Annotated in this window: 19 protein-coding genes; 8 read left to right on the top strand and 11 right to left on the bottom strand. The window is 66.0% G+C overall.

Features of this window, described 5'->3' with window-relative positions:
• Window positions 1–70: 70 nt before the first annotated feature.
• From G3I71_RS12540 to G3I71_RS50305, 7 genes are all read right to left on the bottom strand, one after another.
• Window positions 71–2,308: a cell division protein FtsK gene (locus G3I71_RS12540; protein WP_343242944.1), complete on the bottom strand. Its 2,238-nt coding sequence runs from the start codon at window positions 2,306–2,308 to the stop codon at window positions 71–73.
• An 84-nt stretch (window positions 2,309–2,392) separates the two neighbouring features.
• On the bottom strand, window positions 2,393–2,773 hold the full coding sequence (locus G3I71_RS12535; RefSeq protein ID WP_203730062.1) for an RRQRL motif-containing zinc-binding protein: 381 nt from the start codon (window positions 2,771–2,773) through the stop codon (window positions 2,393–2,395).
• The gene (locus G3I71_RS12530) at window positions 2,773–3,633 is read right to left on the bottom strand and encodes a protein spdB (protein WP_164314086.1); all 861 of its coding nucleotides are present in this window, start codon (window positions 3,631–3,633) and stop codon (window positions 2,773–2,775) included. The genes G3I71_RS12535 and G3I71_RS12530 overlap by 1 nt, the downstream gene beginning before the upstream one ends.
• The gene (locus tag G3I71_RS12525; RefSeq protein WP_164314085.1) at window positions 3,630–3,956 is read right to left on the bottom strand and encodes a hypothetical protein; all 327 of its coding nucleotides are present in this window, start codon (window positions 3,954–3,956) and stop codon (window positions 3,630–3,632) included. The genes G3I71_RS12530 and G3I71_RS12525 overlap by 4 nt, the downstream gene beginning before the upstream one ends.
• The gene (locus G3I71_RS12520; protein WP_164314084.1) at window positions 3,953–4,210 is read right to left on the bottom strand and encodes a hypothetical protein; all 258 of its coding nucleotides are present in this window, start codon (window positions 4,208–4,210) and stop codon (window positions 3,953–3,955) included. Before G3I71_RS12520 ends, G3I71_RS12525 begins: the two co-directional genes overlap by 4 nt.
• Window positions 4,210–4,473 (bottom strand): DUF6284 family protein, encoded by a 264-nt coding sequence (locus tag G3I71_RS12515; RefSeq protein ID WP_164314083.1) that lies wholly within the window; start codon window positions 4,471–4,473, stop codon window positions 4,210–4,212. The genes G3I71_RS12520 and G3I71_RS12515 overlap by 1 nt, the downstream gene beginning before the upstream one ends.
• A gap of 91 nt (window positions 4,474–4,564) precedes the next feature.
• A complete protein-coding gene (locus G3I71_RS50305) occupies window positions 4,565–4,714 on the bottom strand; it encodes a hypothetical protein (RefSeq protein WP_203730060.1) in 150 nt (49 codons plus the stop codon).
• A 375-nt stretch (window positions 4,715–5,089) separates the two neighbouring features.
• Here G3I71_RS50305 and G3I71_RS12510 point away from each other — a divergent pair, with 375 nt between their 5' ends.
• The 5 genes from G3I71_RS12510 to G3I71_RS12490 all read left to right on the top strand — a co-directional run bounded on the left by G3I71_RS12510 (window position 5,090) and on the right by G3I71_RS12490 (window position 8,738).
• Window positions 5,090–5,473, top strand: coding sequence for a winged helix-turn-helix domain-containing protein (locus G3I71_RS12510; protein ID WP_164314082.1), 384 nt, complete (start codon window positions 5,090–5,092; stop codon window positions 5,471–5,473).
• 152 nt (window positions 5,474–5,625) lie between these two features.
• The gene (locus G3I71_RS12505) at window positions 5,626–6,411 is read left to right on the top strand and encodes an aminotransferase class IV family protein (protein WP_164314370.1); all 786 of its coding nucleotides are present in this window, start codon (window positions 5,626–5,628) and stop codon (window positions 6,409–6,411) included.
• Window positions 6,412–6,463: 52 nt separating this feature from the next.
• Entirely contained in the window at window positions 6,464–7,402 is a 939-nt protein-coding gene (locus G3I71_RS12500) for an SUMF1/EgtB/PvdO family nonheme iron enzyme (RefSeq protein WP_343242943.1), read from the top strand.
• Window positions 7,403–7,542: 140 nt separating this feature from the next.
• Window positions 7,543–8,226, top strand: a complete 684-nt coding sequence (locus G3I71_RS12495; protein WP_164314080.1) for a cell division protein — start codon at window positions 7,543–7,545, stop codon at window positions 8,224–8,226.
• Window positions 8,208–8,738 carry a GNAT family N-acetyltransferase gene (locus G3I71_RS12490; protein WP_239149113.1) on the top strand — a complete coding sequence of 177 codons (531 nt, stop codon included), beginning with the start codon at window positions 8,208–8,210 and terminating at the stop codon, window positions 8,736–8,738. The genes G3I71_RS12495 and G3I71_RS12490 overlap by 19 nt, the downstream gene beginning before the upstream one ends.
• A 527-nt stretch (window positions 8,739–9,265) precedes the next feature.
• On the opposite strand, the gene G3I71_RS12485 is transcribed toward G3I71_RS12490, so the two are convergent.
• Window positions 9,266–9,748 (bottom strand): hypothetical protein, encoded by a 483-nt coding sequence (locus G3I71_RS12485; RefSeq protein WP_164314079.1) that lies wholly within the window; start codon window positions 9,746–9,748, stop codon window positions 9,266–9,268.
• A 119-nt stretch (window positions 9,749–9,867) separates the two neighbouring features.
• Here G3I71_RS12485 and G3I71_RS12480 point away from each other — a divergent pair, with 119 nt between their 5' ends.
• Both G3I71_RS12480 and G3I71_RS51050 read left to right on the top strand, forming a co-directional pair.
• A complete protein-coding gene (locus G3I71_RS12480) occupies window positions 9,868–11,175 on the top strand; it encodes a tetratricopeptide repeat protein (protein ID WP_164314078.1) in 1,308 nt (435 codons plus the stop codon).
• A 1,209-nt stretch (window positions 11,176–12,384) separates the two neighbouring features.
• On the top strand, window positions 12,385–12,561 hold the full coding sequence (locus tag G3I71_RS51050; RefSeq protein ID WP_239149112.1) for a glutamine synthetase: 177 nt from the start codon (window positions 12,385–12,387) through the stop codon (window positions 12,559–12,561).
• A gap of 52 nt (window positions 12,562–12,613) precedes the next feature.
• On the opposite strand, the gene G3I71_RS12470 is transcribed toward G3I71_RS51050, so the two are convergent.
• Window positions 12,614–13,060: a VOC family protein gene (locus G3I71_RS12470; RefSeq protein ID WP_164314077.1), complete on the bottom strand. Its 447-nt coding sequence runs from the start codon at window positions 13,058–13,060 to the stop codon at window positions 12,614–12,616.
• Window positions 13,061–13,272: 212 nt separating this feature from the next.
• Here G3I71_RS12470 and G3I71_RS12465 point away from each other — a divergent pair, with 212 nt between their 5' ends.
• Complete coding sequence (locus tag G3I71_RS12465) at window positions 13,273–16,278, top strand: bifunctional [glutamine synthetase] adenylyltransferase/[glutamine synthetase]-adenylyl-L-tyrosine phosphorylase (protein WP_164314076.1); 3,006 nt, start codon at window positions 13,273–13,275, stop codon at window positions 16,276–16,278.
• A gap of 31 nt (window positions 16,279–16,309) precedes the next feature.
• On the opposite strand, the gene G3I71_RS12460 is transcribed toward G3I71_RS12465, so the two are convergent.
• Both G3I71_RS12460 and G3I71_RS12455 read right to left on the bottom strand, forming a co-directional pair.
• Window positions 16,310–17,191, bottom strand: a complete 882-nt coding sequence (locus G3I71_RS12460; RefSeq protein WP_164314075.1) for a phosphatase PAP2 family protein — start codon at window positions 17,189–17,191, stop codon at window positions 16,310–16,312.
• Window positions 17,192–17,380: 189 nt separating this feature from the next.
• Window positions 17,381–18,418, bottom strand: coding sequence for a LacI family DNA-binding transcriptional regulator (locus tag G3I71_RS12455; protein WP_343242942.1), 1,038 nt, complete (start codon window positions 18,416–18,418; stop codon window positions 17,381–17,383).
• Between the last annotated feature and the right edge of the window lie 250 nt (window positions 18,419–18,668).

Genomic DNA, 18,668 nt, shown 5'->3' with positions numbered 1-18,668 from the left:
AGGGTTTTGGTCGCTAGCAGGGTCGCTAACGCTAGCGACGGCTACCGCTAGCGTTAGCGACCCTTCGGGCCTATCCGGCGTCCCGCTGTTCGTTGCGCTGCGTAATCGCGGCGGCGATGTCCTCGCGCTTGATACCGCGCTTGTTGACCGTCTTGCCCTCGACGCGGCGCCCGATCTGCTCGGTGCCCACACCGAACGGCTTGAGCGCTGCGGTGAGCGCTTCCGCCTTCGGCTTGGCGTCCATCTCGGCCCACGGGCCGTAGACGTCGGGGCGCAGGTCGGCCAGCCGGTCGACGACCGTTTCCGACCAGATCTTTGTCTCGCCCTTGCCGAGCACGGCGGCGACGTCGTCCAGGATCGTGGCGGACGTCTCGGGGGCGGGTGCTTCGCCGGCCGCGTCGCCGGACAGGGTGCCCTCTGCCTCGCGCAGCGCTGCCGCGCGGGTCAGGACGCGTTCGGCGTCGCGGCCGTCTGCAAGGTAGGTGCGCACGATCCCGGAGTCGTCCGACATGCCCTTGAGCAGTCCCACACCCTTGTGGGACTTGAGCAGCTTGGACGCGTCCAGCCCTTCCGAGTACGAGCCCGCACCGAGGATGGTGTCGGACACCTGGTAGGCACCGACCCGCAGCGCGAACCGGGCTTGGTGCTGGTCACGCAGCTCCGAGGGGCACGCCTTGTCGTCCGGCTTCTGCGTGGACGTCATGACGCTCACACCCACCGCCGGGGCGACGCGGGCGAGGTAGACCAGCAGGGACAGGATCTCCTTGCCGTGCTCGGGGTGCTGCAAGTACTCCTGCACCTCGTCCACCACGAACAGCGTCAGCGGCATGTTCAGCTTCTTGTCCCGGCTGATCTCCGGAGTCAGCTTGCCCTCCGGGCAGATGTGCAGCGGCAGTTCGGACAGCCGGTGGTAGCGGTCCTCGACGTCCGCCTTCAACTCCCGCAGCGACGTCAGCAGATGCAACACCGGATCGATGTTGTTCTTCGGCACGATCCCGAACCCGATCCGGTGCGCGACCAGCGCGAACTTCCGCCAGTCCGGAGACGCCTTCCCATCGAACACGTACAACCTGACGTACGGGTCCAACGCGGCGGCGAGCGCGATCGTCCGGGCAGAGAACGTCTTGCCCTGACGCGGCACGGCACCGACCAGCAACGACAGCCACAACATCGTGGCCATGACCGCGTTGCCGCGCTCGTCGACACCCCACGGGAACGGCTTCCAGAAGTCGACCCGGGTCGCCCCCAGCAGCGGGGACTTGCCCGACGGAACGGCGAGCGGGTCACGGTCCGCGATCCAGTACGACACCCGCCGGTTGCTCGTCTCGTCCGTGTCGAGGAAGAGCTGAGTGGGCGCGATGTCCATGCCGGACGCGAGGCGGCCGTGTGCCTTGAGCGCGTCCTTGAACGTCCTGCCGAACGGCAGGTCCACGACCACGCGCCAGCCGTCGCCGTCGCGGCCGATCGGCCGGGGGAACGCGATCGTCTGATCCTTGCTGGTCAGGCCAGCCGCTTCGTGGGCGCGGATGACGACGTCCGAAGACAGCTTGCGCTTGCGGAACGTCACCTTGGCCATGTCGATCAGCGGCCGGTCCGCCGGCGCACCGACTACACCGAGCGTGGTGGTGAACGCGGCCACGGCGAGCAGGAGCATCCACGAGGGCGCCATGACGAACAGCGTCAACGTGGCGGCGAGGCCGACGATGCCGGCGAGGAATGCCACGATGCCGCGCAGCCGTACGCGGTCGTTGCGCTGCCGCGACAGTTTCAGGTACTCGGCAGCGTCCTCGTTGGCCACGGACGCGATCCGGAGTGTCTTGCCTTCCGCGTCGAACACCCACCGGCCGACAGCGGCCGACCAGCGCCACGCCCCGCGCGGGGAGTACCACAGCACCTTGGGGGTGTAGATGCAGGGCAGGCGAACGGCGTGGTAGCCGATCACAGCCGAGTAGTGGCGGACGGCCCACTTGCGGACGGCCGTGCGCTGGTCGGGCAGCTTCACCCAGTCCGGCAGCACGGGCAGGCGCGTCTTGTCCCGCGCCTCCATCCACTCGGACACCGAGGGCGGGTAGATCTCGCGGGGCGGGTCGACCGGGGCCCCCTCGGCAAGTCCGTCGGCCTCGGGGTCGTCGGTGTCGGGGAGTTCGGCCTGCCACTCGCCCGGCTTCACCACGCCCCCGGCGAGCATCTCGGGACCGGCGGGCGGGGTGGTGTCTTTCTTGAGCGGGAACGGGAGGACGTCGGCCGTGCGCTCGGGATCGGTGTTTTCCGGCTCGTTCGGGGGCGGGAACATGGGATTCTCGGTCACGATGGATCTAGCTCCTTCACGGGAGTTGCGGGGTCCGGCCGGCGCTGTAGGAGGTGGACGGCCGGACCCTGCTTTCGGGGTGGTTCAGGCGGCGCACTGTTCTTCGGGGTAGGCGCAGGTCACGCAGGTGCCGAGCGAGGTGGGGATGACGTATCCGGCGTCCTGGCGGCACTGCGGGCAGGTGCGGCGCGCGGTGTTGGCCTTGGCCAGCGCGCGCCACTTGGCCGCCGTCATGGGCCGGACCGGCTTGGCCTGGTCGACGCGGTAGAGGTAGGCGACCAGCGGGCCGCGCCGAAAGCGCGGACGCAGCACCTGTCCGGCCACGTCCTGACCGCCGGGACGCAGACCGCGCGCCCGGAGCTGTCGGCGAGTCGCATAGCCGTCCGGGGCGCACCGCCACGGAAAGGTGGGGATGCCGTGACGGGCGCCGGTCGGGTCGAAGCACTTGGCGAACGACCCACCCATCACGCAACCCGCTTCCATGCCGCCCTCAGGCGGACCTCGGACGCGGAGTGGCCGGCCGCGCGGAAGCGAATCGCCATCTCGCGGTAGGACAGGGCAGGGGTTTCGCTGTGGCGGATCTCGTCGACCAGGTCGTCAAGCTCCTGGTCACTGAGCGCGGGTACCGCTTCCAGCGAGCGGGTTCCTACAGGTTGTGTGGGTCCCCAGACGGGGAGTTCCCAGCGGGGTGTGACGTCGGGTGTGACGCGGCTCGTCACGCTGGTCAGCGCCCTGCCGGTGTCGTCCCCCTGCCGGGCGGCTTCCAGCGTCGACCACGCCCCGGCAAGAGACTTGGCCGTCTTGGCCTGGACGCGTGCGACGCGCGCACCGGCCTGCGTCACGGCCGTCAGCCGGGTCTCCTCGGTCGCCGCCTCAGCCCGCAACCGGGCACGGGCAACAGCCGCTTCGTCACGCGCCTCTTGCTGAATTCCCCGGATCGCCCTGAGCGCGGACTGAGTCAGCGCGGTGCGCTCCCACAGACCGTGCACCAACCACAGCGCCTTCGCCGCGATCGGCAGCCAGGCCACGGCCAACCACGCGCCGGTGCCCTGCTCTGCGGTGAGCGCGTGAGCGACCAGGACACCGGCCGCGATCACTCCGAACGACCAACCGACAGCGGTGACCGCGCGGTTGTGGTCGCCTTGCGCGGCGAGGCGGCGTTCGTAGGCGAGGGTGGCCAGCCAGCCGCCGTCGATGCCGAGACCGACGACCAGCGCGACCGGCCACGGCATCGCCGTGCCGAGCCACATCATCACCACGGCCAGAGTGAGGACCATGGACACCGCCGTCATGGCGACGGCGGGCAGAACGGTCTTGGCGTTCATGCCGCACTCGCTTCCGCCACAGCGTGCACGTCGCCGTAGCCGATCAGCTCCAACTCGGCACCCGCCAGGTCGACGGACGCTTTCAACACGCGCGTCTGGCCGGCGTTCTGCTCGCGGCAGACCACCGAGTCGGGGTCGATCCCCAGGGCGCTCCGCCACGCCTCGAACGCGGACAGGTCGTCATGGAAGGCGAGTCGCAGCCGGTCCGGGTAGACCGTGGTGACGTCCACGGTCGGCGCGGGCAGGTGCCCGAAGTCCACTGCCAGCACCCGCAACGCCCGCAAGGGCAGGGTGAGGCTGTCGAGTGTCAGGGTCCCGCTCACCGGAACCACCCCCGCTTCTTCTGTGCCGGGGCGGTCGCCGGTGCTTCCTGCTGCTCCCAGCGGCGGGCCTCGTCCTCGCGGCCGTCCAGCCGGGCGAGGTGCGCGGCCTGCTGACGCGGTGACATGGCCACCCACTCGCGGTGCGTGGCCGCAACCACCGAGCCGGACGGCGCGGGAGCGTCGACGGAGCGGGCGGCCTGCTGAGCCGCGTACTGCTGCTCGGGTGTCTGCATGTCCTTGAACCGGCGGCCCATCACGCACCCACCTTCGGCAGCGTCGCGGCCGTGTTCGCCAGCTCGCGGCCGGCGGCGAGCACCCGGCGGCGAGCCCGACGGATACGCCGCACGTCCAGCTCGGTGGGGGTGCGGTCCATGGTGACGATCTGCGCGTCCAACAGGTCGACTTCCGCCAGGATCAGCGGCATCTCCCGCTCGATGCCGTCCAGCTCAGCGGCCGTCGGCTCCATCCATTCGGCGAACGCGGTAACAGCATCCTGAACAGTGACGATGTGCTTCATGGGTCGTGGTCTCCCTAGTAGGTGTTACGGCCCGAACCGCGCCCCCGGTGTTAGAGCACCGGGGGCGCTTGCCGTTGATGTGGTGGGTTGGTCAGCCGTTGCGGCCGTAGGCCTCGTTCAGCTCGGTGACGACGTCCGTGCACTCGCCGGACGTGATGCGGTCGTAGACCTCCTGACCGCGCTGCACGGCTTCCGGGGAGGTCAGGTCAGTGGTGGACTCCTGCGACTTCATGCCGAACATGTGTGACTCCTGAGGTGTCGTAGGTGTGGGCCGGCGCCGAACGGATCGGCGGGCCCCGTTCCCCTGCCTGCTTTGCTGCGTACGCCCGTCGTGGCCGGGCAGGGGAGGCAACCCATCGACCACCCGTGTTCAGGTGGCTGGGTCGGCACACTGTTGAGTTCTCAAGGCGCAGTCGCTGCCGATAAGCGCGGTAACCCCTGGTCAGAGGGATTCCCGTCTTCACGGGACCCATCGGCGCTAGAAGTGCGGTCGTACCGTCCCGCAAAGCGACCTAGGTCGCTTGTCGTTGATGTGAAAGCTACCTAGGTCGCTTCCGAGCGTCAAGTGCTCGCACGGCTCTGAATTCGAGCGACCTAGGTCAAGTACGCTTTCGGGGTGGACTCACAGCAGAAGAGGAAGCCCAACGCCCGCGAAATCGCTGCCAGGGTCAGAGGCGAGATCGCCGCCGGGACGTTCGGCCCCGGAGACCGTCTCCCTGGCGGTCGGGCCTACGCCAAGAAACTCGGCGTGTCCCTGATGACCGTGCAGAACGCTTACGCGCAACTTCGGGAGGAAGGACTGGTGGAAGGTGTCTCGGGGAGCGGCACCTACGTCCGCGACACCGCCCCCGGTGAGCAGGGACCCCAGGAAGCGGCCTTGGGCTTGGCCGACCTGCAAGCCGAGGTCGCGCGCCTCTCGACCGGACTGGCCGGCGTCGTTGAGCGCGTCCAGCAGCTTGAGGCAGCCATGGGTCCCGCTGAGGGGCAGTCCGGCGCCTAGCGTCGCTCGCGGTGTGCTCGTCGTCATGCATCTAGCGTGTCCCGGCGGGTGCCCAGTGAGTACGTACTCCTGCTGCCCTCGCACCGAACTAATCCGAACTTTGGCTGTCTAACGGGGTGTTGGCGGGTCTGAGCGGCTGTAAGACTGGCCGCATGGCAGAACTCAACGGAAACCCCGTCACCCTTGACGACCTTCAGAGCCTCGCCCTCACGAACTACGGGCACTTCACGTCAATGCGGATGGAGGACGGCACCGTCCGGGGCTTGTCGCTCCATCTCGACCGCTTGGAGCGAGACTGCCGCCTCGTCTTCGGTGTCGAGTTGGACCGAGAGCGGACGCTGAACTACATCCGGAAGGTAGCCGACGGCGTCACCGGAGTCGTTGGCCTTCGGGTCACCGTCTTCGATCCCGCGACCGACATGGGGCGCCCTAGCGACGCCAAGGAACCCCACATCCTGGTCAACCTGCGTCCTGGGGGCGCCATGCCGCCGCCGCCCCTCAGGGCCAAGACCTTCACCTTCACCCGCGACAACCCGCAGGTGAAGCACATCGGTCTCTACCCCCAGCTTCGAATTCGCCGTGACGCACAACTCGCCGGATTCGATGACGCCGTGTTCATCGAACCGGACGGTCGGATTTCCGAGGGAGGTACGTGGAACCTCGGCTTCGTCGATCGGGACGGCGCAGTCATCTGGCCGGACGCTCCCGTACTACCTGGCACGACGATGCTGCTGCTCCAAAGCCTCGATGCTCCGAAGCAGATCACCACCCCGGTCCGGCTTGCCGACATCCCGAACATGGCGGCGGCATTCGCCACGAACGTCACCATCGGCGTGCGCTCTGTCAGCGCGCTCGATGACGTGCAATTCCCGCAGGACCACCCCGTGCTCGCAGCGCTGCGTGACGCCTACGCCGGCATCCCCGGTGAGCGGCTGTAGACGCGTGCCGCCGCCCCTCACCGGGGGCGGCGACTCACGACAGAGGTAGCCCATGCCACTCGTTACGAAATGGACCGGACGTGAAGTCAAAGCGCTTCGTGAGGCGGTACGCATGAGCCTCATGGAGTTTGCCGAGAAGCTGGGGGTATCCGACCGCATCGTTTCCCGGTGGGAGGCAGACGGTGAACATGCCTCCCTCCGAATGGTGAACCAAGCTGCCTTAGACACCCTGCTTGCCAAAGCAGACAAGGACGCCCAAGGTCGCTTCGTCGGAATTTTGGCAGTGGACGACGTCCCCGCCCTCGCCATCATCGAGCCCGACGACGACCAGACAAGCAGTGGCGACTACGTGAAGCATCCTGGCGACGGAAAGCTCATGGCGCACATCCCAGAAGGAATCTTCCTGGCAGGGGAGGACGACGACCCCGTATGGGTGGATGAGTTCCACATAGACACGTTCCCGACAACCAACGCTGACTACGCGCGGTTCTGCGCGGCCACACGGCACGTGGTACCCGAGCATTGGCAGAACGGCCGATGTCCCCGCGACCTATACGACCACCCCGTTGTGCACGTGACATGGCAAGACGCGAACGCGTACGCGACATGGGCGGGCAAGTCATTGCCGACAGCCGAGCAGTGGGAGAAGGCGGCGCGAGGCACCACCGGGCGTACTTTCCCCTGGGGGGATCAGAAGACCGCAGCCAAGTGCAACGTCCGGGAGACCGGCGTGGAACGCACAACGTCCGTTTCTCGGTACCACAGCGGCGTCTCGCCCTACGGGGTCTACGACATGGTGGGCAACGTGTGGGAGTGGCTCGCAACGGCGACTACGCCTCATCGTTATGAACTCCGTGGTAGCGCCTTCACGAGCCCTCTGTTCCGGGGAGCGCCGGCCATCCCAAACGATGCCAACGGCACGATGCACGACGATGACACCGGATTCCGATGTGTGGCGACGACGGAGCAGATGGAGCCCCGCAAGCGGTGACGGATAGAACTTTCCCGGGGCGCCACTCGTTGTCCTGGTCTTTAGTTAGAATCGGGAATAGAGAAACATTTTCACCTACGGTAAAGCGAGGACCAGTGAAAGAGTCTCGGCCTAAAATTCCTGATCCTATAAAGCGCGAGGTGCGTCAGCGCTGCGGTTTCGGTTGTGTTGTCTGCGGCTTGCCGTTGTATGAGTATGAACACATGATTGAGTGGTCGAAAACGAAGCGCCACGTTGCCGATGAGATAACTCTCCTCTGTAACTTGCATCACGCCGAGAAGACGCGCGGATTCCTTTCGGTGGCAGATGTAATGCAGGCGAATTTGAACCCCAAAAATCTACAGTCGGTGGGTTCGGCGCCCTATAGTCTCCGCTTTTCCGGGGATACATGTCTAGTCGACATGGGGGGCAATCAGGCGCTGCACTACTTTAGCCATTCGCCTGTGGCGAACGCGCTCATGATTGATGGATTTCCAGTAATCAAATTTGAGCAGTCAGATGGTCATCTGCTGCTCTCTCTGCGAATCTATGGGCGCAATGGTAGGCGTCTGCTGGAAATTTATGAAAATGAGCTCGTATACTCGGTTGATTCGTGGGACATTGAACTGGTGGGAACCGCTCTGACTATCAGGGGTGGGGCGCGCAAGATACTGGCGGAAATCAAGTTCGATCCCTCGCGGGGTGTGACCATCCGTCGTGGCCTATTTGCCCGTGGTGATCACGTGATCCGAGTTGAGCCTGATTACCTGATGGACGAAAAGAAGGATATTCGACTTTCGGGGAGCTATGTGGAGGGGTGCCCAGGATGGGCATTCGCCTTCTGACGGCTGTCGCGCGCCGCCTGTGGGTGCTGATCGCGCCTTGTGGGGGCCGGAGCCGTCCGTACCCGGCTGACAAGCTGTTGGCCACGATCGAAGCCGGCACTGTGTTCATGCTCCGTGACGGACATACGACGGCCGGCGCGATCACGCTCACCCCGGACGCCGAAGAGGGGATGTGGACTGACGAGGAACTGGTCGAACCGTCGATCTTCGCCAACAAGCTCACCGTTGCACGTGAGTACGGCGGTCAGAACCTCGGTGAACGCTTGGTCGATTGGGCTGGCGACCGTGCGGGTGCTCGATGGCTCCGGCTGCACGCCTGGACGACGAATGAGGGTCTCCAGTGGTACTACCTAGCACAGGGCTTTACGCACGTTCGCACCGTCAATGAGGGCACGGCGATTAACGGCGGACCACGGGTTTCCGGATGGCTCGCGCAGCGGAAGGCGCGGCTGACAACGGATTACGGATTCACAGACCGTACGCCCCCCGAGCGGCTCCGATTCGCAGCCTAGCCCGCCTCCGTGACGGATCTATAAGAAACATCAGAGTAACGCAAAGGGCCCTTGATTAATGATCATAATCAAGGGCCAAATCTGAGCGTTCGTAATGCAAATTAAGGCTTCATGTTCCCCCCAGGAAAATAAGCCTAATGACTTGAGAAGTTTAGTGTGAGGATGGCGACCACAGGATGGGGATCGCCCTCTATGCTTGTCTTGTACGCGTTGTGGAACTGATAGTCCGCGCGCGCCTTACTCGTGATTTCGAAATGTCTAGTCTTCGACCATCCGTCGTCCATTGGGCGACCGGCTTTTCCTCGGAGGATCGAAGTGCTCGCCACGGCGCACGGTTTGTCCGGACTCTGTGCGAGGTGATCCCAGAACTGCTGAGCCTGCTGAATTCCCACTCGTTCGACCAGCTCATCGAAGTGATGTCTGAACTGTCGATGGATCAAAACTCGGTAAGCGGGAGCTTCGGAAGGACTTCCTCCAGGCCTTCTCGCGGGCTCATAGGGTTGATAGGCGCTTGATGGAGCCACACGTTACTCCGTTTCGCCTTCTGGGCGCGCCACCTCAACGAGATCCGGAATCGACCCCTTTTTCAGCAGGATGCTTCGCCTGAGCGGGTCTTCCAACTGACGCGCTGTTGTTTTCCAGGCGTCCAAGCACTCGTGAAGAACCATCGCGTCGTTGTCGCTGTCTGCGGCCACGATCGCTTCGTTCAACTCGTCAGCGAATTCACGCAAGTCCTCGCAGTCGAATACCCGAAGCCATGCTAGATCGCCGAGTTCATGCACAGTTGGCTTGGAGTCTGGTCGCGCGAGAAGCCGTGCCAGCCTGAGGTGTGCGGAAGACCATTTCCGAATTTCCTCAAGAAGCTGAAGATGCTTCTCGGGAAGCATCACCAAACTAGTGCCGTCCTTGTCTCGCAGTCTCGCCAGACCGCTGCGCGCCGCGTCCAAGAACTCTGTGCGACGTTGGGTAGCCAGGTCAGATGACTGGAAGATCACATCACCGCTGCTCACGCCGCCTCCTCTCTAGGTGAATCAGCATCCTGCCCAGGATCCTAGTTGTCAAGCGGCAAGATGCTATGCATGATGTTGTCCACGAAAGTGTGAAGCTTTGACCAGGATGAGGCGTACAGATGGACGAACCCGCTGCTAGGCCGTTCGATGCGTCGGTCATCCTGCTGGCTGAGGCACTTGGAAGCGTGCCGGCCGACTGGAGCACCATCAGCCTCGCCAAGTACATCCGTGACTCTGTCCTCACGCCCCCCTCTCGCCGTAGTGACCCAGTCGGCGCGGGGGTGAAGATCTTGCAAGCGATCAGTGCCCTCACTGATCGTGGACTCGATGCCTCCGCCTTCGTTCGCTATGGACTCGGACCCCGGCTCGGCGACATCATTGCCGCTTTTGCCTCACTTCCCCAGCTACTCGCGCTGGTCCCTGAGGGTGGAACGCCTGAGGGGATTTCGCAAATCCTCGAAACCCTTCCCGAAGAGTTGGAAAGTTGGTCGCATCTCTGTGCCGCAGATGCCTCCCCGAAGAAAAAGAGTGTCGGGAGTGGGAACCCGGAAGGCGTTCTCCTGAATAGCCTCATGGAAATCACCCATGATTGGCACGGGCGCGTCAATGTGTGGATTCAGCAAGCGAGTCTTTCGGAACTAATTGGCTGGGCTTGCCCGGTGGAGGAGGTTTTCGACTCCCTAGTCGGGCATGAAATTCCAGATGTGGAGATTGGGGAACACTATGGTTGGATTGTCGACAGGCTGACGGAGACCTATCTATCCGATTGGAGCGAGAAATCACTTCACTTGGAATTTCGCTGGCAAAAGGGTGGAATGCCCAATGTGTTTCCCGATGTAATATTTAACTTGCGCCCAGTTCAGTGCGATGCACTAAATGCCGAGATTGCCGAACGAGCGGCTATGGGGGCGAGTGATCGTGTCCAGCGAGAAACTGTGGAGCAGCTTGAAATACAAGCGGGTCAGCTTGTCAAGGCAGGGCATAGGGATCAAGCGGCATCGATCTATCGCATGATCCTGAAGATCGCACCGGGAGACGTAGGGGTCCGAAACAATTTGGGATTCTCGCTCATTCCCGATGATCCGCGTAAAGCTCTGCGTCATCTAACCGCTGCTGCAAGGTCTGGTTACGATCAGCCGTTTATTAACGCACATAATCGCATGATGTGCAACTTGCTCATAGGGGTACCTAAAGAAGCGCTCCAGATCGCCGAGAATGTCTGGAATTCCAGCATGGTGGAGCAAATGGTTCCAGCCATCCTCTGGGGGCAACAGGAAGGCGAATGGGTTATATGTCACGTCCCTGATGCGAGATCGGAAGTCGCAAAGCTTGCGCTTAGTGCCGCCCAGATATTGGGAGGAGAGGCATTTGATGTCTGGAAGAACAGGCTTCGGGTTGTTGCCGAGGTAGTTCATAAAATGGACTGATAGAGGGACCCGTACGGTCAAGGGAAAGGCTCAAAGCTACTTATGTGCAGGCCAGTTGGGACTGGCCAAGTTGCTTTGCTGATCGGCTGCGTAGCCTGGGGATGGCGCTCCGCAAGCCTGAGCTGAGCTTACTGAACGCGTATGGGGGTCGCTGCTCTGAAATGCAGGGCGCTGACCCGTTGCTTTGTTTCACCTCTACGGACGGCACGCGGACGGGTGTCGCCGACACCCCGTCCGAACTCCTTAGTTTCAGCAGGTCAACGCGGTTCACCGGTGTCGATCTTGGGTGGACTGTAAAGCTGTTGCGTGAAGGGTGAGGCCTGTCGTGAGCGACTGAACGACTCAAGGATGGGACGCGACCCGCGTACACGTCAGTCCGTTTCTGGGCTGAGGCTTTGGCTATCAAGGGTGAGCTGGGGGGAATATGGGCACAGGCACTGCAACACTTCTGGTCGCACTCGTGGGAGTAGTGGGCACGCTGCTCTCGCCACTGACAACAGCGTGGGTGAGTACACGAGTGCGGTTGCAGGATTTCGAGTTGCAACAGCGCGCAAGTGCCGTGGTGCGTAGAGAAGAGTCAGCCGCAGCCGACTTGGAGCGTCGGCGCGAGGCATACATAGCCCTAAACCAGAGCGCCAGGCAGTGGCGCATCTTCCTCATGGAGGACACACATGCTCTGCGCGCAGGCGGCACGGTAGACGAGCGTTCGGAGGAAGCGCGGCAGGCGTTCCACGACCGTTTTGCCCAAGTGCAGATGCTTGCTCCGGATCCTGTCCTGGATGCGGCTAACCGGGTTCGGATTGTGCTGGCAGACGCGCGTACGAGGATCGATGCTCAAGCAAGGAACGACGCTGCGAGCGGGACCGAGTGGGTTGAACTGCACAGTCTTCTGCTGGGTCTCTGGGATGTTGTCACCGAGATGCAGGCAGCAATGCGGAAGGATCTCGGTGTTGGCTCTGGCGCTCCAGTTCCCTCTGAGCGTTCCGAGGCTTATCGGGGTGCCTCGACCGGGTACCCGGGGGCGGCTGGACCATCGGCGTCAGTCTGACATTGGTCGACGGAGAAAGCCGGTGATCCGTGAGGTACGCGTGGGGGCGAGTTCGGACTAAACGGAGCATCGTGCAGGTAGCGGTAGGTTCCTCGCGCAGACTGTAAATCTGCTGGCCCCTCGGGCGGGGCCGCCTGTGGGCCGTCGAAGGGCGGCCCACAGTGACCAACAACGACCAACAACGACCGTCCCAGCGCTGGTCAGCGACACGTCGACACCGATCACGCGAGGCCGTTCCCGCCCCGAATAAGTTCCTGCGCAACAAGCGCCAGGAGTGGGAGGAGTACCGCAGCGAGGTCACGGCCTTCGAGCTGCGGAAGAACCTGCCGGTTCTGTAGGCGGGTAGCCGGACATTCCCGGGGCCGCAGCGGCGGCCCCGGGACACGGCCGTCAGCCCGAGTCGGCAGCCGACTCGCTCAGCAGCGCGTGCAGCGGCTTCGCCGCACGCTGGCGGTACTCCTGGACCGCCCAGCCGTTGCCGTCCGGGTCCTTGAAGTACATGAACGTGGCGCCGTCGTCCGGTGAGTACTGCATCGGCTCCGACACCTCAAGGCCGCGTTCGACCAGCTCCGCGTGGGCCGCCTTGATGTCGGCGACGCACAGCTGGAGGCCCTGGTACGAGCCCGGTGCGGGCGTCGGGCCGGACATCGTCTCCCAGATGGTGTCGCCGAGGGCGATCGAACAGCCCGAGCCCGGCGGCGTGAGCTGGACGATGCGCATCCCCGGCATGACCTCCTGGTCGATGTCGACGTGGAAACCGGCCTTGTCGCGGTAGAAGTCCCGGGCCCGGTCGATGTCGCTCACGGGCAGCGGGATCACTTCGAGCGTGTACTGCATCGCTGGTCCTCCAGATCACCTTTACGGAACGGCTCCCCTCACCGAAGCCGAAAACCGTGCGGGGCGCCACCGAAACGGCCACGTCGGCGGCGGAAGCCGTCGTTCCGACCAGCACGGACATCGGCCCGCTCCGTCCGGCGCTTCCCGAAGCCTCTCCGGTTACGCTCGTGGACGTACGACCTTGATCCGATGGTCCGACGGGAAGGCCCAGGATGATGGCGCCGGGGCGCAGGAGCAGTACCTTCACGCGGCTGCTGCGGCACGGCTTCACCGATCCCTCCGCCGCCGAGCGGCTCCTCGACAGCGTCGAGCTCGCCCCGATGCGGGACGACCCGGTGCTGCTCGACGCGCTGGGCGCGACCGCCGACCCGGATCTCGCGCTGCTCGGGCTCGTGCGGCTCGCCGAGGCGCAGGACGGGCGGACCGCCCGGCACGAGCTGCTGGACACGGTGATAGCGGCCAAGCCGCTGCGCGACCGGCTGCTCGGGGTGCTCGGCGCCTCCGCCGCCCTCGGCGACCATCTGATCCGCCATCCCCGCGACTGGCAGGCCCTCGCCATGTACGAGCCCCGGGACCTCCATCCCGGGGTGGAGGAGTTCGAGCGGGGACTCGCCCAGGCCGCCGACCCCGTGTCGCTGCGCGTCGCCTACCGGCGCTGCCTGCTGTCCATCGCCGCCCGCGACGTGTGCGGCACCACCGACCTCGCCGAGACCGCCGCCGAGCTGGCCGACCTCGCCACCGCGACCCTGCGCGCCGCCCTCGCCATCGCCGAGGCCGCCGCGCCCGACGACGCCGCACTGTGCCGGCTCGCCGTCGTCGCGATGGGCAAGTGCGGTGGCCACGAGCTCAATTACGTGTCCGACGTCGATGTCATCTTTGTCGGTGAGGCTGTCGACGGGGCCGACGAAGGGAAGGCGCTGCAGGCCGCCACCCGGCTTGCCTCGCACCTGATGCGGATCTGCTCCGAGACCACCATCGAGGGGAGCATCTGGCCCGTCGACGCCAATCTGCGCCCCGAGGGCCGTAACGGGCCGCTGGTGCGCCCCCTCAGCAGCCACCTCGCCTACTACCAGCGCTGGGCCAAGACCTGGGAGTTCCAGGCCCTGTTGAAGGCCCGCCCGGTCGCCGGTGACATCGAACTGGGGGAGGCGTACGTCGCTGCGCTCGCCCCGCTCGTCTGGCATGCCGCCGAGCGCGAGAACTTCGTCGTCGACGTGCAGAAGATGCGCCGCCGCGTCGTCGAGAACATTCCCATCGCCGAGGTGGAGCGGGAACTGAAGCTCGGGCCGGGCGGCTTGCGGGACGTGGAATTCGCCGTTCAGCTGCTGCAGTTGGTGCACGGGCGCGCCGACACCTCCCTGCGCAGCGGCACCACCCTGGACGCGCTGGGTGCGCTCGCCGCGGGCGGGTACGTCGGGCGCGCGGACGCCGTGCTGCTCGACGACGCCTATCGGTTCCTGCGGTCCATGGAGCACCGGATCCAGCTCTTCCGGCTGCGACGCACCCACCTCGTGCCCGAGGACCAGGCCGATCTGCGGCGCATCGGGCGTTCCCTCGGCCTGCGCACCGACCCGGTGGCCGAGCTGAACCGGGAGTGGAAGCGGCACGCGTCCGTCGTACGGCGGCTGCACGAGAAGCTCTTCTACCGGCCGCTGCTCGACGCCGTCGCCCAACTCGCGCCCGGCGAGACCAGGTTGAGCACCGTCGCCGCGCGGGAGCGGCTGGTCGCGCTCGGGTACGCCGATCCGGCCGCCGCGCTCCGGCATCTGGAGGCCCTGGCCAGCGGGGTGAGCCGGAAGGCGGCCATCCAACGGACCCTGCTGCCCGTCCTGCTGGGCTGGTTCGCCGACTCCGCCAACCCGGACGCGGGGCTGCTCAACTTCCGCAAGGTGTCGGACGAGCTGGGGCGAACCCCCTGGTACCTACGGCTGTTGAGGGACGAGGGGGCCGCCGCCGAGAACCTGGCCCGCGTCCTGTCGGCCGGGCGCCTCGCCCCCGACCTGCTGATGCGTGCCCCGGAGGCCGTCGCGCTGCTCGGCGACGGTGACGGGACAGGCGGTCTTGAACCGCGCGAGCGGGACCAGCTGGAGCAGGAGATACTGGCCGCCGTCGGCCGCTCCGAGTCCGGGGAACAGGGTGTGTACGCCGCGCGCGGTGTCCGGCGTCGCGAGCTGTTCCGTACGGCCGCCGCCGACATCGTCGGCTCCTACGGCACCGAGCAGTCGCCCGCCGAGGCCGACCAGGGCGCGCTGGTGGACCAGGTCGGTGGCGCGATCTCCGACCTCACGGCGGCGACCCTGGCCGGGACCCTGCGGGCGGTCGTGCGGGACGGATGGGGAGACACCCTGCCCACCCGGTTCGCGATCATCGGCATGGGCCGCTTCGGCGGGCACGAGATGGGCTACGGCTCCGACGCCGACGTCCTGTTCGTGCACGAACCCCGCGAGGGCGTCGACGAGCACGAGGCCGCCAAGGCCGCGAACACCGTCGTCTCCGAGATGCGGCGCCTCCTCCAAGTGCCCAGCGCCGACCCGCCGTTGCTCATCGACGCGGATCTGCGCCCCGAGGGCAAGTCGGGGCCACTGGTCCGCACCCTGCCGTCGTACGAGGCGTACTACCGACGCTGGTCCCTCGGCTGGGAGTCCCAGGCGCTGCTGCGAGCCGAAGTCGTCGCCGGGGACCTGGAGTTGGGGCGCCGCTTCATCGAGCTGATCGACCCGCTGCGCTACCCGGCGGAGGGGCTCGGCGACGACGCGGTGCGCGAGATCCGGCGACTGAAGGCGCGTATGGAGTCGGAGCGGATGCCTCGCGGCGCCGATCCGACCCTGCACACCAAGCTCGGGCGAGGCGGCCTGTCGGACGTGGAGTGGACCGTCCAGCTGATGCAACTCCAGCACGGATGGGCCGAACCGGGGCTGCGGACGACCCGTACCCGCGAAGCCCTCGCCGCCGCCTGTGCCGCCGAACTGATCTCCGGGGAGGACGCGGCGATACTGGACGAGGCATGGGTCCTGGCCACCCGGGTGCGCAACGCCGTGATGCTGGTGCGCGGGCGGGCCGGGGACACCTTCCCCTCGGACGGACGTGAACTGGGCGCGGTCGGGCGGTACCTGGGGTACGGGCCGGGGCATGTCGGCGACATGATCGACGCGTACCGGCGGACCACCCGGCGGGCCCGCGGTGTCGTGGAGACGCTGTTCTACGGGGCGGCGGGGTAGGGCCGGCAGTTCCCGGCAGGTCGCCGTCGCCTCATGGTTTGACCGGGAGCAGTGGGCCGCCCCGCCCCTGCACCGGGACCAGTTTCGGGAGGGCGTACGGGAGCTTGCCGTACCAGAGGCGGGCCACCGTGAAGCCGAAGGCCAGGCACATGAGGCCGCCCACCGCGTCCAGCCAGAAGTGGTTGGCGGTGGCGACGATCACCACCAGGGTGGCCACAGGGTAGAGGAGCCCGAGCACGCGCACCCACGGGACGCTGGCCAGCGCGAAGATCGTCAGACCGCACCACGTGGACCAGCCGATGTGCATCGACGGCATCGCCGCGTACTGGTTCGACACGTGTTTGAGGTCGCCGGAGGCCATCGAACCCCAGGTGTGGTGGATCATCACCGTGTCGACGAAACCGCCGCCGTTCATCAGCCGGGGCGGGGCGAGCGGATACAGGTAGTAACCGACCAGGGCCACCGCCGTGGTCGCGAAGAGGGTCAGGCGCGTCGCCGCGTAACGCCCCGGGTGACTGCGGTACAGCCACACCAGGACACCGAGAGTGACGATGAAGTGCAGCGTGGCGTAGTAGTAGTTCATGCCCACGATCAGCCATGTCACCGAGTTGACCGTGTGGTTGACCGACTCCTCGACGGCGATGCCAAGGCTGTGCTCGGTCTTCCAGAGCCAGTCCGCGTTGCGCAGCGCCTCGGCCTTCTGCTCCGGAACGGCGTTGCGGATCAGTGAGTACGTCCAGTAACTGATCGCGATCAGAAGGATCTCGAACCACAGCCGTGGCCGGCGTGGAGCGCGCACTCGGCGCAGGAGTCCCTTGACCACGCGGTCGTTCCCCTCCGCCGTCTCGTCCGTGACGGAGTGTGGAGCGGCCCGGTCGTGGCCTTCCCTTGTCGTCACGGTCGTCTCACCCATGGACACAGAGTCTGCCAGATACGGTCCCCTCCCAGATCATCCCCTGGTCCTGTCCGACCCGCACGTCCTACGGTGGGGAGAGGCGGCCCCGAGTACTACCAGGGCACTGGCCGAAAGGGGGCATTCTCCACCCTGAGGACGAGCCTGAGAGTGCTACGGGGCCTGAGGGCGCCACCGGGCCTGGCAGCGCTACTTGGAACGAGTGCGTTCCCCGGGGGCCGAGGCGGTCGAACCCCGGACCACCAGCTCCGGCATGAACACGAACTCGCTGTGCGGAGCGGGTGTACCGCCGATCTCCTCCAGGAGTGTGCGGACGGCGGCCTGGCCCATCGCCGGGACCGGCTTGCGGACCGTGGTGAGGGGCGGGTCGGTGAAGGCGATCAGGGGGGAGTCGTCGAAGCCCACGACCGAGACGTCCCGGGGGACCTCCAGACCGCGCTGCCGGGCCGCCCGTATCGCGCCCAGCGCCATCATGTCGCTCGCGCACACCACCGCCGTACAGCCCCGTTCGATGAGTGCCGTGGCCGCCGCCTGGCCGCCCTCCAGGGTGTACAGGGAGTGCTGGACGAACCGCGTCTCGACGTCCTGTGCCGTCAGGCCCAGCAGATCCTGCATCGTCCGCACGAAGCCCTCGATCTTGCGCTGCACCGGTACGAAGCGCTTCGGCCCCAGGGCCAGTCCGATATGAGTGTGGCCGAGGGAGACGAGGTGGGTGACCGCGAGGGTCATCGCCGCGCGGTCGTCGGGCGAGATGAACGGCGCCTGCACCTTGGGGGAGAAGCCGTCCACGAGGACGAACGGAACGCCCTGGGCGCGCAGTTGATCGTAACGCTGCATGTCGGCGGAGGTGTCCGCGTGCAGACCGGAGACGAAGATGATGCCGGCCACGCCCCGGTCGACGAGCATCTCCGTCAGCTCGTCCTCCGTCGAGCCGCCGGGCGTCTGGGTGGCCAGGACTGGCGTGTAACCCTGCCGGGTCAGGGCCTGCCCGATGACCTGCGCCAGCGCGGGGAAGATCGGGTTCTCCAACTCCGGGGTGATGAGGCCGACCAGGCCCTCGCTGCGCTGCCGCAGCCTGACCGGGCGCTCGTAGCCCAGTACGTCGAGGGCGGCGAGCACGGTCTGGCGGGTGGTGGCGGCGACGCCCGGCTTCCCGTTCAGGACCCGGCTGACCGTCGCTTCGCTCACCCCCGCCTGGGCGGCGATGTCGGCAAGCCGTGTGGTCACAGGGCTGGACTGTACCGGCCGGTTCTCGCCTTGCCCACCGAACGGCCGCCGGGCACGGGCCGTCGAACGGCCCACCGGACGGCCGGGACGGCCGCTCGCCGCCGCGGGTTGCTGCGTCATCGCGCTCCCTCGTGTCTGGCACGTGTGTCTGGCGTGGGTCTGGCGTCTGTCTGGCGTGTGTCTGATGGGGCGTACATGGCAAGAGCTTGCAGAGTCTTGCACAAGTGTCCCAGATCCCGCTGGGCCCCGG

The sequence above is a fragment of the Streptomyces sp. SID12501 genome (assembly GCF_010550245.1).
In the GTDB taxonomy this organism is placed as follows: Bacteria; Actinomycetota; Actinomycetes; order Streptomycetales; family Streptomycetaceae; genus Streptomyces.
Note: the sequence above shows the minus strand (reverse complement) of the source record. Positions and strands in the feature narration are given on the sequence as shown.

Excerpts from the sequence above, each read along its gene's own strand:
- G3I71_RS12535 (WP_203730062.1), bottom strand. The coding sequence starts at position 2,773 with ATGGGTGGGTCGTTCGCCAAGTGCTTCGACCCGACCGGCGCCCGTCAC.
- G3I71_RS12530 (WP_164314086.1), bottom strand. The coding sequence starts at position 3,633 with ATGAACGCCAAGACCGTTCTGCCCGCCGTCGCCATGACGGCGGTGTCC.
- G3I71_RS12520 (WP_164314084.1), bottom strand. The coding sequence starts at position 4,210 with ATGGGCCGCCGGTTCAAGGACATGCAGACACCCGAGCAGCAGTACGCG.
- G3I71_RS12515 (WP_164314083.1), bottom strand. The coding sequence starts at position 4,473 with ATGAAGCACATCGTCACTGTTCAGGATGCTGTTACCGCGTTCGCCGAA.
- G3I71_RS50305 (WP_203730060.1), bottom strand. The coding sequence starts at position 4,714 with ATGTTCGGCATGAAGTCGCAGGAGTCCACCACTGACCTGACCTCCCCG.
- G3I71_RS12505 (WP_164314370.1), top strand. The coding sequence starts at position 5,626 with ATGGCAGAACTCAACGGAAACCCCGTCACCCTTGACGACCTTCAGAGC.
- G3I71_RS12500 (WP_343242943.1), top strand. The coding sequence starts at position 6,464 with ATGCCACTCGTTACGAAATGGACCGGACGTGAAGTCAAAGCGCTTCGT.
- G3I71_RS12490 (WP_239149113.1), top strand. The coding sequence starts at position 8,208 with ATGGGCATTCGCCTTCTGACGGCTGTCGCGCGCCGCCTGTGGGTGCTG.
- G3I71_RS12480 (WP_164314078.1), top strand. The coding sequence starts at position 9,868 with ATGGACGAACCCGCTGCTAGGCCGTTCGATGCGTCGGTCATCCTGCTG.
- G3I71_RS12470 (WP_164314077.1), bottom strand. The coding sequence starts at position 13,060 with ATGCAGTACACGCTCGAAGTGATCCCGCTGCCCGTGAGCGACATCGAC.
- G3I71_RS12465 (WP_164314076.1), top strand. The coding sequence starts at position 13,273 with ATGATGGCGCCGGGGCGCAGGAGCAGTACCTTCACGCGGCTGCTGCGG.
- G3I71_RS12460 (WP_164314075.1), bottom strand. The coding sequence starts at position 17,191 with ATGGGTGAGACGACCGTGACGACAAGGGAAGGCCACGACCGGGCCGCT.